This window comes from Falsarthrobacter nasiphocae, assembly GCF_031456275.1.
Taxonomy (GTDB): Bacteria; Actinomycetota; Actinomycetes; order Actinomycetales; family Micrococcaceae; genus Falsarthrobacter; species Falsarthrobacter nasiphocae.
Genome location: NZ_JAVDUI010000001.1, coordinates 193,646 through 206,546 on the forward strand (window position 1 = coordinate 193,646; position 12,901 = coordinate 206,546).

The 12,901-nt window shown below is 70.9% G+C and carries 12 protein-coding genes and 4 tRNA genes; 12 read left to right on the forward strand and 4 right to left on the reverse strand.

Features of this window, described 5'->3' with window-relative positions; translation table 11 throughout:
• Nucleotides 1-34 precede the first annotated feature (34 nt).
• Nucleotides 35-877, reverse strand: a complete 843-nt coding sequence (locus J2S35_RS00925; protein WP_309848804.1) for a PD-(D/E)XK nuclease family protein — start codon at nt 875-877, stop codon at nt 35-37.
• 225 nt (nt 878-1,102) lie between these two features.
• Between J2S35_RS00925 and J2S35_RS00930 the strand changes: the two genes are divergently transcribed.
• The 5 genes from J2S35_RS00930 (at nt 1,103) to J2S35_RS00950 (ending at nt 3,000) form a co-directional block, all read left to right on the forward strand.
• A tRNA-Gly gene (locus J2S35_RS00930) sits at nt 1,103-1,176 on the forward strand.
• Nucleotides 1,177-1,219: 43 nt separating this feature from the next.
• Nucleotides 1,220-1,293, forward strand: a tRNA-Cys gene (locus J2S35_RS00935).
• Between the two features lie 98 nt (nt 1,294-1,391).
• Nucleotides 1,392-1,463, forward strand: a tRNA-Val gene (locus J2S35_RS00940).
• A gap of 31 nt (nt 1,464-1,494) precedes the next feature.
• Nucleotides 1,495-1,571, forward strand: a tRNA-Gly gene (locus tag J2S35_RS00945).
• A 139-nt stretch (nt 1,572-1,710) separates the two neighbouring features.
• Nucleotides 1,711-3,000: a benzoate/H(+) symporter BenE family transporter gene (locus tag J2S35_RS00950; RefSeq protein ID WP_309848806.1), complete on the forward strand. Its 1,290-nt coding sequence runs from the start codon at nt 1,711-1,713 to the stop codon at nt 2,998-3,000.
• Between the two features lie 237 nt (nt 3,001-3,237).
• Here J2S35_RS00950 and J2S35_RS00955 read toward each other — a convergent pair whose 3' ends face one another.
• Together J2S35_RS00955 and zapE are read right to left on the reverse strand one after the other, a co-directional pair.
• Nucleotides 3,238-3,603 carry a VOC family protein gene (locus tag J2S35_RS00955; RefSeq protein ID WP_309848809.1) on the reverse strand — a complete coding sequence of 122 codons (366 nt, stop codon included), beginning with the start codon at nt 3,601-3,603 and terminating at the stop codon, nt 3,238-3,240.
• A 315-nt stretch (nt 3,604-3,918) separates the two neighbouring features.
• On the reverse strand, nt 3,919-4,968 hold the full coding sequence (gene zapE / locus J2S35_RS00960) for a cell division protein ZapE (protein WP_309848811.1): 1,050 nt from the start codon (nt 4,966-4,968) through the stop codon (nt 3,919-3,921).
• Between the two features lie 326 nt (nt 4,969-5,294).
• Between zapE and J2S35_RS00965 the strand changes: the two genes are divergently transcribed.
• Together J2S35_RS00965 and J2S35_RS00970 are read left to right on the forward strand one after the other, a co-directional pair.
• Nucleotides 5,295-6,191, forward strand: coding sequence for a sulfurtransferase (locus J2S35_RS00965; RefSeq protein ID WP_309848814.1), 897 nt, complete (start codon nt 5,295-5,297; stop codon nt 6,189-6,191).
• 1 nt (nt 6,192) lies between these two features.
• Nucleotides 6,193-6,633 carry a SufE family protein gene (locus J2S35_RS00970; protein ID WP_380083610.1) on the forward strand — a complete coding sequence of 147 codons (441 nt, stop codon included), beginning with the start codon at nt 6,193-6,195 and terminating at the stop codon, nt 6,631-6,633.
• 85 nt (nt 6,634-6,718) lie between these two features.
• Here J2S35_RS00970 and J2S35_RS00975 read toward each other — a convergent pair whose 3' ends face one another.
• Nucleotides 6,719-8,020 (reverse strand): alpha/beta hydrolase, encoded by a 1,302-nt coding sequence (locus tag J2S35_RS00975; RefSeq protein WP_309848816.1) that lies wholly within the window; start codon nt 8,018-8,020, stop codon nt 6,719-6,721.
• Nucleotides 8,021-8,107: 87 nt separating this feature from the next.
• On the opposite strand from J2S35_RS00975, the gene msrB reads away from it, so the two are divergent.
• The 5 genes from msrB (at nt 8,108) to J2S35_RS01000 (ending at nt 12,884) form a co-directional block, all read left to right on the forward strand.
• The gene (gene msrB / locus J2S35_RS00980; RefSeq protein ID WP_309848818.1) at nt 8,108-8,563 is read left to right on the forward strand and encodes a peptide-methionine (R)-S-oxide reductase MsrB; all 456 of its coding nucleotides are present in this window, start codon (nt 8,108-8,110) and stop codon (nt 8,561-8,563) included.
• Complete coding sequence (locus tag J2S35_RS00985) at nt 8,560-9,621, forward strand: threonine aldolase family protein (RefSeq protein WP_309848820.1); 1,062 nt, start codon at nt 8,560-8,562, stop codon at nt 9,619-9,621. The genes msrB and J2S35_RS00985 overlap by 4 nt, the downstream gene beginning before the upstream one ends.
• A 36-nt stretch (nt 9,622-9,657) precedes the next feature.
• Nucleotides 9,658-10,329: a DUF3000 domain-containing protein gene (locus J2S35_RS00990; protein WP_309848823.1), complete on the forward strand. Its 672-nt coding sequence runs from the start codon at nt 9,658-9,660 to the stop codon at nt 10,327-10,329.
• Nucleotides 10,326-11,573, forward strand: coding sequence for an HRDC domain-containing protein (locus tag J2S35_RS00995; RefSeq protein ID WP_309848825.1), 1,248 nt, complete (start codon nt 10,326-10,328; stop codon nt 11,571-11,573). Before J2S35_RS00990 ends, J2S35_RS00995 begins: the two co-directional genes overlap by 4 nt.
• A 90-nt stretch (nt 11,574-11,663) precedes the next feature.
• On the forward strand, nt 11,664-12,884 hold the full coding sequence (locus J2S35_RS01000) for a thiolase family protein (RefSeq protein WP_309848827.1): 1,221 nt from the start codon (nt 11,664-11,666) through the stop codon (nt 12,882-12,884).
• The last annotated feature ends 17 nt before the right edge of the window (nt 12,885-12,901 follow it).

Here is a 12,901-nt window from a genome sequence, read left to right on the forward strand (position 1 = left end):
GGCCCGCGGCGGCCGCTATGAGGGAACCTCCAGTCTACGGGGCCGGAGGCGGGAGCTCGGTGAGCGGGGCCCCGAGTTCAGCCACCAGACGCGAGGTCTCCCACGCGCGCCGCAGCGCGCAGAACTGGTGCCAGTGGGCGGGGAGGTGCGCCGGGTTAGCCCGGTGAGCCCGGACCTCGGTCTCCCCCACAGCGACGCCCATGAGGATCTCCGCGGCCCCGTGCCTCCACGGCTCCCACTCGCCTGCATCGGGGTCGACGATGCTCTCCTCGGCCTTCAGCCCCGCGACGAGCTGGAGGACGACCTTCGGGTCGAGGTCCTTGACCCGGCCGCGCCGGTCCGTGCCCTTCGTCTTGTAGTCAATGAGGCAGACGCGGCCGGAGATCTCCGCGACGAGGTCGAGGGTCCCCGCATAGCCGACCGTCTCGTTCCACACCGTGACCTCGGCCGCGAGAGGAACGGGGCGGAAACGGTCCCACCACTCGTCGAAGCGGTCCGCGTAACCGGTCTCGCCATGCTGGGCCAGGCGGTCGCGGGCCTCGTCCCTCGTATGATCCCGGCCGAGGGCGTGGAGGGCGACCTGCTCGCAGTAGTCGTGGACCCTGTCCCCGCGCTCGGCGGCCGCGTCACGGTACCGCTCGGCAGCCGAGGCCGCCTCCTTGATGAGGGCGCGAAGTGCGGCAGGGCGGGCCAGGGCCTTGTCGAGGTCCGGGTGGTTGGCGATCTCCGTGGCCGCCATGTGGCCGTGCCACCCGCCCAGGTCCATCGGCTGCTGGGCAATCACCGTCGTGATGGACGGAACCGTGGGCTCCGTGCCTACCGAGCGGGCATACATCCGGCCATAGGGTGTGGCCGTGGCGAGGCGAGGGGAGGTCATAGGTTCCACCTTGACACACGGCCGTTCCAGCCCGAGGCAGCACGCGCCGTGACGTGCATCAAGGCGGCCGAGCCGCCCCCGCACCGCTCTGACAGGCGGCGAGGGAGAGAACCCAGACCCCCGGCGCCCGGACACGCCGGATTTGGCGATGAGGCCCGGCAGCGTATAGAGTTCTTTCTCGTTGCACGGCGCACTTCGGCCCACGGGCCGATCGCCGGAAGACACGCGGATGTAGCTCAGCTGGCTAGAGCACCACCTTGCCAAGGTGGATGTCGCGGGTTCGAATCCCGTCATCCGCTCGCTGGACCTCTTTCTGTGGGGCGCCTTCACGGGCCTTACCAGGGTGGGGTGGCCGAGAGGCGAGGCAGCGGCCTGCAAAGCCGTATACGCGGGTTCGAATCCCGTCCCCACCTCCAGGTCTGGCAGCCAGTTCGGATTCTTCCTCACGGAGGGAACGGATTGGACAAGCAAGAAAGATCATGTTAGACTGATCGGGTTGTAAAAAACCAAATCAGCGCGATTGGCGCAGCGGTAGCGCGCTTCCCTGACACGGAAGAGGTCACTGGTTCGATCCCAGTATCGCGCACTGAAAACAAGTGCTTCGGCACTTTTTTCATGCGGATGTAGCTCAGCTGGCTAGAGCACCACCTTGCCAAGGTGGATGTCGCGGGTTCGAATCCCGTCATCCGCTCCAGCAGTGAAGAAGTACGGGAATCCCGGTCGTTTCGGCGGCCGGGATTTTCTGCATCCTGGACCCTCTCACCGCTCGGGGTCTCCTAGACTGCTCTGATGGGCTGCACGCCGGCCGCCCAGCTGACGGAAGGACGCGCGGGGTGACGGATCACACTGACAGGCCTCACTCTGCCGCTGGCGCTCTCCCGGGCACCGCGGGCGAGCCCCGCACGCCCGTCGACCACCACGTGGCGGTGCCTCGAGACATCGCCTCACCGCTCAGCGCGGGCTTCGTCACGGCCGTCGTGGGCTTCTCGTCCTCGTTCATCCTGGTCCTCCAGGGGCTCGAGCACGTGGGGGCCTCCCCGACCCAGGCGCTGTCGGGGCTCATCGCGGTGACGCTCGCGTTCTCCGTCGGCATGGTGTGGCTCGCCGCCCGCACGCGCGTGCCCATGACCATGGCCTGGTCCACGCCCGGCTCCGCGCTGCTCATGACCACGGCGGCCCCGGAGGGCGGGTTCCCGGCCGCCGTCGGCGCCTTCATCCTCTGCGCCGCCCTCGTGGCGCTGACCTCTGTGGTCAAGCCGCTCGAGCGGTTCGTCCTCGGCCTCCCAACCTCCCTGACGCAGGGTCTGCTCGCCGGCATCCTCATCCCCATCTGCGTGGCGCCCTTCGCGGCACTCGCCACCTCCCCCGTCGAGGCCGGCGCCATGCTGGCCGTCTACGGGATAATGCTCCTCGTGGCCCCGCGGTGGTCAGTCCCGGCGGTCCTCGTCGTCGCCCTGGGACTCTCGGTGCGCGCCTTTGCGGCCTCAGGCGAGGCGTGGGCGTGGCGCCCGCCCGTCCTCGAGTTCACCGCCCCGACCTTCGATCTTCAGAGCGCCCTGTCCATCGGCGTCAGCCTCTTCATTGTGACGATGGCGGCCCAGAACCTCCCGGGCATCGGGGTGCTGCGGAGCTTCGGCGAGAATCCGCCGTGGAAGGCGTCGATGGTCGTCTGCGGCGCGACGTCTGCCGCCTCCGCCCTCTTCGGCGGCCACGCCACGAACCTGTCGTCGCTCAGCGCGGCGATCGCCGTCGGGGAGATGAGCGGCAAGGATCCGCGCACGCGCTGGTGGGCCACGCCGGCCGCCGCGGTGGTCTATGTGATCCTCGCGCTGGCGGCTGGCTCGCTGGTCGCGCTCATGTCGCGCTCCCCTGCCGGAGTCGTCGCGTCCCTCGCGGGCCTGGCGCTGCTGCCCACTTTCACGACGACGGCGCGGGCCGCCCTCACTGACCCCGCGTACGCGGGCCCGAACGCCGTCGTGATCCTCATCGGGGCGTCGGGGCTGACGGTGGCCGGCTTCTCGGGCGCAGTCTTCGCGTTCCTCGCGGGGCTCGTGCTCCACGGCGTCGTCCGTCGTCGCCTCCTGGCAGCCGAGCCGAAGACCCCCGTGGCCGTCACGGAATAAGACGCGCGGCCAGCCGACACTCCCGGGGCCCCGCGCCCAGCCATCACTCCCGCGGCCCCGCGCCGGCTTGCCCCCAGAATTGGCCCCGCCCCCTGAATTGGCGTTTGCCACCTGCAATGTCAGTGGCAAACGCCGATCACGGGGGCGAAACGGGCTCGCCTGCCAAACGAGGGGGCGAACAGGAGCCCGAGCGGGCGAAGAGGGACAGCGTGCCACGCGCCGCACGGGCGAGCGGGGCTACGAACCGCCGTTGAGGATGCAGAACTCGTTGCCCTCGGGATCGGCCATCACGGCCCAGCCGAGGTCTCCCCGCCGGTCGTCGACCATGGTTGCGCCGAGGGTCACGGCCCGGTCCACTTCCTCATCCCGGCTTGCGCCCTCCGGCACGAAGTCCATGTGCGCGCGGTTCTTGAGCTTCTTGGCATCGGGGACCTTGTAGAAAAGGATCAGGTGGCCATCGGGGCTGACAAGATAGCACTCGTCCGAGCCCGGGTGGTAGCACTCGGATTCCGCAACATCCCAGGCGAGGAGCTCACGCCAGAATTCGGCAATCGTATGCGGGTCCAATGCGTCCCAGGTGGTGTGGGACAAACGCAGCGACATCGGAGACCTCTCTTCTGCCAGGCCCAGGGCGGGTCGGCGTACGTGTGGCTGGGGAGCGTCGATCTTGCGCACGACTCTACGCGGCCGTGCCGGCGTATCCCCCTATCCATGAGTCGCGCCGTCCTCCGGCTGCCCCAGCCGTGCCCTGTCCCGCTGACGTCGCGCAGGCTCGAAAGACTCGCCGAGGCCCGTCAGAATTGGCCCCGCCCCCTGAATTGGCGTTTGCCACCTGCAATGTCAGTGGCAAACGCCAATCACAGGGGCGAAACGGGCTCGCCTGCCAAACGAGGGGGCGAAACGGCGGGCAGCGCGCGCCTAGACGCCCTTGCCGCCCTCGCGAGCCATCGACGTCAGGCGCGAGATGGCGCGGAAGTACTTCTTGAGGTAGCCCCCCTCGAGCATGCGCTCGGTGAAGAGCTGGTCGAACGGGACACCCGAGGCGAGGACGGGGACGTCGAGGTCGTAGAGGCGGTCGGCGAGAACCACGAACCGCAGGGCCGTCGCGTCGTTGTCAATCGTCCGGACGCCGCGCCACACGACGCCGCCGATCCCCTCAACGAGCTGGCGGTACCGGCTGGGGTGGACGGCGTTGAGGTGTGTGAGGAGGTCCTCGAAGTCGTCGAGGGCCACGACGCGGCCGAACTCCGGGCCGAGGTGCTGCTCGGGGTGCTCGAGGAGGGTGTCGTCGATGGGGGTGGGAGGCGTCGGCAGGCCGCGGTGGCGGTAGTCCTCACCGTCGATCCGCTGAACCGAGAATTGGCTCGAGAGGGTCTGGATCTCCCGCTTGAAGTCCTGCGCCGCGAAGCGCCCCTCGCCGAGAGAGCCGGGGAGGGTGTTGCTCGTCGCGGCCAGCCGGACGCCCGCGTCCGCGAGCTCTCGCATGAGGCGGGACATGAGGACGGTGTCGCCCGGGTCGTCGAGCTCGAACTCGTCGATGCACACGAGGCGGTACTGGCTGAGCGCCTCGACGGTCTTGCGGAACGTCAGGGCGCCGACGAGGTTCGTGTACTCAACGAACGTGCCGAACGCCTTGGGCCCTTCCGCTGCGTGGAAGAGGGAGGCGAGCAAGTGGGTCTTGCCGACGCCGAAGCCGCCGTCGAGGTAGATGCCCGCCGGAGCGGAGTCCCGCTTGCGGCCGAAGAGCTTCCCGAGGAACCCGCCCGACGCGCCGCCGGCATTGACGTCCGCCGCGAAGGCCCGCAGGCGGCTCACGGCCTCGGCCTGGCTGGGCTGGGAGGGGTCCGGGACATAAGAGTCGAACGAGACGTCGGCGAAGCGGGGCGAGGGCGCGAACCCAGCCAGCAGCTCCTCGACGGAGACGCTCGGCGTCCGCTGCGTGAGATGGACGAACTCGTGATCGCTCATGTGGATGCTGGACCTTCGCGTGTGGGGACGCGGCACGGCAGTGGCCGCGAGCCGCAGGCGGCGCCCCCTGTGCGGGAGCAGGCGCCCGTACTAGGGTACGGGATGCCGGGCGGCGCAGGTCGCTGGCTGGGTTCCGTCCTCGCGCCGGTGTGAGAGGACGACGACGGGGCCGCGGCGCTCGTCGGGCCGCCCTCTCCCCTCCGCCGCGTGCCGGGCCGCGCGGCCCGACGGAGCCTTGCCTTACTAGGCGGGCCGCCGTGCCGCGCCGTAAAATAAAGAAAGACCTCCGTCACCTATTGGCCCAGCCAAGACAAGGATCGAGAACAGTGGCACTTTCGCCTGACACCACGCCGGCCTTCGCCGAGTACGCGCACCCTGAGCGGCTTGTCTCCGCGGAGTGGCTCCTTGAGCACCGCGAGGACCCCAGCCTCGTCCTCCTCGAATCAGACGAGGACATCCTCCTCTACGAGACGGGCCACATCCCCGGTGCCATCAAGATCGACTGGCACACGGAGCTCACCGACTCCGTGACCCGCGACATCGTCGACGGCGAGGCCTTCGCCCGCGTCATGAGCGCCAAGGGCATCACCCCCGAGTCCACCGTCGTCATCTATGGCGACAAGTCCAACTGGTGGGCCGCGTACGCCCTCTGGGTCTTCGAGCTCTTCGGCCACAAGGACGTCCGTCTCCTCAACGGCGGGCGGGACCTCTGGGTGGCCGAGGGCCGCGAGATGACCCGCGAGAAGCCGTCCGTGACGCCGTCGGACTACCCCGTCGTCGAGCGCGACGACTCGACCATCCGCGCGTTCCTCCCCGAGGTGCGCGACGCCATCGGCCAGCGCCCCCTCATCGACGTCCGCTCCCCGCAGGAGTACACGGGCGAGCGCACCCACATGCCGAACTACCCGGAGGAGGGCGCACTGCGCGGAGGCCACATCCCGACGGCCGCGTCCGTGCCGTGGGCCAGCGCCGCCCGCGAGGACGGCACGTTCAAGTCCCGCGCCGAGCTCGAGAAGATCTACCTCGAGGACGCAGGCCTTGACCCCCAGGGCCCCGTGACGGCGTACTGCCGCATCGGCGAGCGCTCGAGCCACACGTACTTCGTCCTCAAGCACCTTCTCGGCTTCTCCGACGTGAAGAACTACGACGGCTCGTGGACGGAGTGGGGCAACGCGATCCGCGTTCCCATCGCCCTCGGCGCCGAGCCGGGCGCGGCTGCCTGACGTGAGCGAGCAGAACCCCTCGATCCCCGCCTCGCTCCAGTCCATCGTCGACGACTTTCAGGGCGTCGCCGAGTCCGAGCGTCTCGAGCTGCTCCTCGAGTTCTCCGAGGAGCTCCCGGAGCTGCCCGAGCGCCTCGCCGACCACCCCGAGCTGCTTGAGCAGGTCGTCGAGTGTCAGTCCCCCGTGTTCCTCACGGTGGAGGCCGGGGAGGGCCAGGCCGTCCGCCTGTTCTTCTCCGCACCCCCGGAGGCGCCCACGACGCGCGGGTTCGCCTCCATCCTCGCCCAGGGCCTCGACGGCCTGACGCGCGCGGAGATCGCGGGCGTCCCGGACGATATGCCGCACCTGCTCGGCCTGGACCGGGCCATCACGCCGTTGCGACTGCGCGGCATGACGGCCATGCTGGGCCGCATCAAGCGCGGCGTGTCCGAATTGGGCTAGACCGGCAGGGGGCTCATGAGTCAACCGGCGAGCGCCGGGGCGTATCCCGCCCCGGCGCTCTTTCTTGTCTTACCTGCGTGCCCCGCTACCGCCGGTAGAAGGCCGGCGGGCGCCGCGCCTGAAGCGTGCGGGTCAGCCAGGTCGAGACCGCCTTTTCCCACCGCTCGGGGTCGACGTTGTACTCCTTCGTGTGGCGGGCCGTCGTGAACCGCTCGAGGGTGACGATCTCGGGATTCTTCTCCGCGAGGGCGGCGGACGGCCCGTACGGCACGAAGTCGTCGTCGGCCGAGTGGATGACGAGCGTGGGCGTGCGGAGCTGATCCGCGCGTGACACCCAGTCCATGCCCTTCAGATCCAGGGGCGCAGCGAGGCCGGTCATGCGCCGGCCCGCCTTGTTGGTCAGAAGCCACAGGCCGAAGCGGCTCACGTGTGAGGGCAGGCGGTGCACGCGCGCCTGGTGCGCCAGGACGTCGACCCAGTCCACGACGGGGCCGTCCAGCACGAGGGCGCGGATGTCCTTGGCGTTGACCGAGCGGTCATTGGTCTGGAGTGCGATGGCCCCGCCCATCGAGAACCCGACGAGGACGATCCCCTCCGCCCCCAGCGCCTTCGCCTGGAGGATCGCGGCGTCGACGTCGTGCCACTCCGTCCCGCCGAGGCCGTACCGGCCGTCGAGGGCCGCGGGGGCGTCGCCGTCGTTCCGATAGGAGATGACGAGGCACGTGATGCCCATCGAGTGCAGGACCGGCACGGCGCGGAGGCATTCGGCGCGAGTCGCGCCGCGGCCGTGAACGAGGATGGCCGTGATCCGCTCGCCCTCCGTGTCCTCTCCAGGCTCCGCGGGAATGAGCCACGCGGGGGCCGCACCGCCTTCCACGGGAACGTCGATCTCCTCGTAGGGCAGGCGCAGCGACTCGGGACCCGGGTACTGCGTGCCCGTCCACGTCCCGTTGACGGCGGCGGCGATGTCGCCGCCGTGCACGGCGCCGAGCTGGCGTGTCACGTGGCTCTGACCGGGCTCGTGCTCGACGATCTCGCCGATCTCCGCGAACGCCTTGCCCTCCGCGAACCAGAGCCCGTACCGCCCGGGGACGACGGTCTCCGGCGTGGCTCCGAGGACGATCTGGCGGCCGCCGCCGGCCGACTCGATGACGGCGAGGATCTCGGTGTCGGGGACGCGCTGGCGGGCCGGTGTGACGACCTGCCGGGCGAAGTACGCCCCGAGGCTCGCGGCGGACCCAGCGACGAGGGAGGAGACGCCCACGCCGGCGGCGAGGCCGAGCGCCAGGTACTGGAGGCTCTCCCCGGCGGCCGCGGCCGGGGCGGCGGGCCGGCGGCCCAGGCGAGCGGACGAGTTCAGACGGGAGGTTTCAGCGACACGCTTCATGCCTCCTATTGTCCCCCACGTCCCCTCTCAGCGCACAGGGGGCCTGTGGCCTTGCGCGCACCTCGCCGCAGGGGCAGAGTAAACGGCATGACGAGCACCGAGCCCACCTCCCCCGTTCCCGCGTCCGGCCTCACCGACGACGACTTCCGCCGCCGCCTCACCCCCGAGGAGTACCGCGTTCTCCGCGAGGCAGGCACCGAGGCGCCCTTCACTGGCGAGTACTGGGACACCCGCGAGGTCGGGGTGTACTCGTGCCGGGCCTGCGGGCAGGAGCTCTTCCGCTCCGAGACGAAGTTCGACTCCCACTGCGGCTGGCCGAGCTTCTTCTCCCCTCTCGCCGAGGACCGGGTCGAGCACATCCGGGACACCTCCCTCGGCATGGAGCGCATCGAGGTGCGGTGCGCCGCGTGCCAGTCCCACCTCGGCCACGTCTTCGCCGGGGAGGGCTACGGCACCCCCACGGACCTGCGGTACTGCATCAACTCGGTGAGCCTCCGCCTTGAGCCCGGGGCGGGGACGACGACGGGCGGGGACTCCGCGTGACCCGGCTGCACGACTCTCGTCTCGTCGCCTTCGCCTCGGACAACTACGCGGGGGTCCACCCCGACGTCCTCTCGGCGATCGCCGCGGCGAACGAGGGACACGTGACAGCGTACGGCGATGACCCGTACACCCGCCGACTGGACGAGGTCGTGCGGGGGCACTTCGGGGCCGAGGCCCGCGCGTACGCGGTGTTCAACGGCACGGGGGCCAACGTCGTCGCCCTCACCGCGATGACTCCGCGCTGGGGCGCGGTCCTCTGCGCGGACACGGCGCACATCAACACGGACGAGGCTGGCGCGCCGGAGTCGGTGGGCGGGGTCAAGCTCATGCCGCTGCCGGCCCGGCGCGGCAAGCTCACCCCCGAAGCTGTCGAGAGCGAGGCATGGGGTCAGGACTTCGTCCACCGCGCGGCGCCGAGCGTCGTGTCGATCAGCCAGTCCACGGAGCTCGGGACGCTGTACACGCCCGAGGAGATCGCCGGGATCGCCGAGGCCGCGCACGCGGGCGGGATGACGCTGCACATGGACGGGGCGCGGATCGCCAACGCGGCCGCTGCCCTCGGGGCCAGCCTCAAGGAGATGACCTCCGACGCAGGCGTCGACGTGCTCTCCCTCGGCGCCACCAAGAACGGGGCGCTCTTCGGCGACGCCGTGGTCGTGCTCAACCCCGAGGCGGCCCCCGGCGTCGAGCGCATCCGCAAATCCCAGATGCAGCTGGCCTCCAAGGCCCGCTTTGCGGCCGCTCAGCTCGTGGCGCTCTTCGGGACGGACCTGTGGCTGGAGAACGCGCGACACGCCAACGCGATGGCGGAGCGTCTCGGCCAGGCCCTCGCGGGGGCCGAGGGCGTCGAGCTCGCGGGCCCGCCTGAGGCCAACGCCCTCTTCGCGACGCTCGACCGCGCGGCCGCCGAGCGCGTGCGGGAGCGCTTCCCCTTCTACGACTGGGACGAGGCGCGCGGACAGGTGCGCTGGATGACGGCCTTCGACACGCGGGAGGCAGACGTGGACGCGTTCGCGGCCCTCGTCCGCGCGGAAACCGCCGGGCCTCGGCGCGCCTAGTCACCCCGGACGCCCCGCACCCCTAGGCTTGATAGCGTGCTGAGAGACAAGGCAGGGCGTGGGACGGACAGCGGGCCAGTCACTGCCCCGCGCCGGTTGCGCGCCGTGCGGCCCGCCGCGCCCGGTCCCGCCCCTGCGGGCCACGGCATGAGCCCCGTGCCCCGCCCGTTCCGAATCGCCGTCGAGAGCCTCGCCGCCGTGCCGCACCGCACGGGCGTCACCCTCTCCGAGGTGCCCTCGCCGAAGTCGGCCGCCCCGTTCTCTGTGTCCCTCGAGGGCGAGACGCTGGACTGCCCGGCAGGAGAGCGCGCCCATGGCCGCTTCATGCTCCTCTTCGACCCTGACCCCCGCGCCGAATGGGGCTCGTCCTTCCGCGTCGTCACGTTCGTCAGGGCAGACCTCGACGAGTCGATGGGCAACGATCCCCTCCTCTCCGCCGTGGCCTGGGACTGGCTGACGGATGCGCTGCACGCGGCGGGCGCGGAGCACGAGCGCATCGGCGGGCACGCCACACGAGTCCTCAAGGAGTCGTTCGGTGAGCTGGCCGGATCCCAGCCGATGCTCGACGTCGAGCTGCGCGCCTCGTGGACCCCGCGCGGCGGGCTCGGCGCCCACCTTGAGGCGTGGCAGTCCGTCCTCGCCTCCTTCGCTGGCCTGCCCCCCGAGCTCAACGGCGCGGCCCCCCTTCCAGGAGTGAGATTCACATGACCGCGTCATCCGAGGCCGAATCCGCCGAGCTCCCCCTGCTCGACTGGCCCCGCGGCGGCGTCCCGTCCGTCGTCGACACGCTCGAGGGCCTCGAGGAGGCGGCCCGCCGCCTCGCCGCGGGCCGTGGCCCCGTGGGGGTCGACGCCGAGCGCGCCTCCGGCATCCGGTACGGACAGCGGGCCTTCCTCGCCCAGTTCAAGCGGGCAGGGGCAGGAATCGTCCTGATCGACACGGAGACGCTCCGCCTGGCCGGCGCCGACTTCTCCTCCCTCGCCGCGGCCCTCGACGGCCCGGAGTGGATTCTCCACTCGGCCATGCAGGACCTGCCCTGCCTCGCTGAGCTGGGGCTCACCGCCCGCCAGGTCTTCGACACGGAGATTGCGGCACGCCTCGCGGGGTTCGAGCGGTTCGGCCTCGGCGCCGTCGTGGAGCGCACTCTCGGCGTCCGCCTCGCCAAGGAGCACTCGAATTCCGACTGGTCCAAGCGCCCCCTCCCGCTCGCGTGGCTCACCTACGCTGCCCTGGACGTGGAGGTGCTCGACGACGTGCGCGAAGCGCTCATCGTCGAGCTCGCGGCACAGGGCAAGCTCGAGTGGGCGTACGAGGAGTTCGAGCACATCCTGGCCCAGGGCCTGCCCGAGCCGAAGCAAGACCCGTGGCGGCGCCTCTCCGGCATCTCGTCCCTCAAGAGCCGCCACGCCCTCGCCGTGGCGCGCTCCCTCTGGCAGGCTCGGGAGGAGCTCGCGCGCAACAAGGACGTCTCCCCCGGCCAGATCCTCCCGGACTCGGCCATCCTCGCGGCGGTCAAGGCCTCTCCCCGCACCGTGCCACAGCTCCTCGGCACCCCCGGCTTCCACGGCCGCCAGGCCAAGCGGGAGGCCCCGCGGTGGCTCCAGGCGATCAAGGACGGCGCAGCATCCCAGGACCTCCCCGAGCTCCGGCTGCCGAGCCCCGGGGGCATCCCCCAGCCGCGCTCGTGGGAGCAGCGGCGCCCTCAGGCCTTTGCGCGCTTCAACGCCGCGCGAGCCGCCGTCGCCCGCCTAGCCGAGGACCTCCGGCTGCCCGCCGAGAACCTTCTGCAGCCCGCCGCCCTCCGCCACGTGTGCTGGCACGCCGGGGACGCCCCGTCCCGACAGGACGTGGACCGCCTCCTCGCGGATGCGGACGCGCGGCCGTGGCAGCGCGAGGCCCTCGCCGACGTCCTCGCGCACACGTTCGCTGTCAGCGACGCGGAGTCGGCGTAGCGTAGGCTGAATCCGAGGGTGTGATCTGCTTCTCACCGCGGTGAGATGCCTGCTGACATGCCCGGCTGATCCACTTGCGAAGGAGCACGCGTGACCACGAAGAATCCGAATCGACTCGGGCGGAGCGTCGTCTTTGTTGACGGCGTCAGGACGCCGTTCGGCAAGGCCGGAGACAAGGGCATCTACGCGGAGACGCGCGCCGACGACCTCGTCGTCGCCTGCATCCGCGAGCTCATGCGCCGCAACCCGAGCCTGCCCCCGGAGCGCATCGACGACGTCGCCATCGCCGCGACCACCCAGACGGGTGACCAGGGTCTGACTCTCGGCCGGACCGCAGCCCTCCTGGCAGGCCTTCCGCAGTCCGTCCCCGGGTTCGCGATCGACCGCATGTGCGCAGGAGCCATGACGGCTGTGACGACGACGGCCTCCGGCATCGGTGTCGGCGCCTACGACGTCGTCGTCGCAGGCGGCGTCGAGCACATGGGCCACCACCCGATGGGTGCCGGAGCCGACCCCAACCCGCGCTTCCTCACGGAGCGGCTTGTGGACCCGGCCGCCCTGAACATGGGCAATACGGCCGAGAACCTGCACGACCGCTTCCCGGAGATCACGAAGGAGCGGGCCGACCGGTATGCCGTCGGCTCCCAGGCCAAGCTGGCCGCCGCGATCGAGGCCGGCAAGATCCAGCCAGACCTCGTCCCCGTGGCCACGAAGCGCTCGGGGGCGGGCTGGAACGTCCAGACCGCCGACGAGCCGCCGCGCCCCGGCACGAGCATGGAGGACCTCGCGTCCCTCAAGACGCCGTTCCGGGCCCACGGACGCGTCACTGCCGGCAACGCCGCAGGCCTCAACGACGGCGCCACGGCCTCCCTCCTCGCGGCCGAGGACACCGCCAAGGAGCTCGGCCTGGGCGTCAAGATGCGCCTCGTCAGCTTCGGCTTCGCGGGCGTCGACCCCTCGGTCATGGGCATCGGGCCCGTGCCCGCCGCTGAGAAGGCCCTCGCGGTGGCCGGTCTGGGCATCGAGGACATCGGCCTCTTCGAGATCAACGAGGCGTTCGCCGTCCAGGTGCTCTCGTTCCTGGACCACTTCGGGATCGCCGACGACGACGAGCGCGTCAACCGGTTCGGAGGAGCCATTGCCGTGGGCCACCCCCTCGCATCGTCCGGAGTGCGGCTCATGACGCAGCTCGCCCGGCAGTTCGAGGAGGACCCCAGCGTCCGCTACGGCATGACCGCGATGTGCATCGGCCTCGGCATGGGCGCGGCCGTCATCTGGGAGAACCCGCACCACGCCGAGTACGGCGCCTAAAGCTTTCCAGGAGGAAC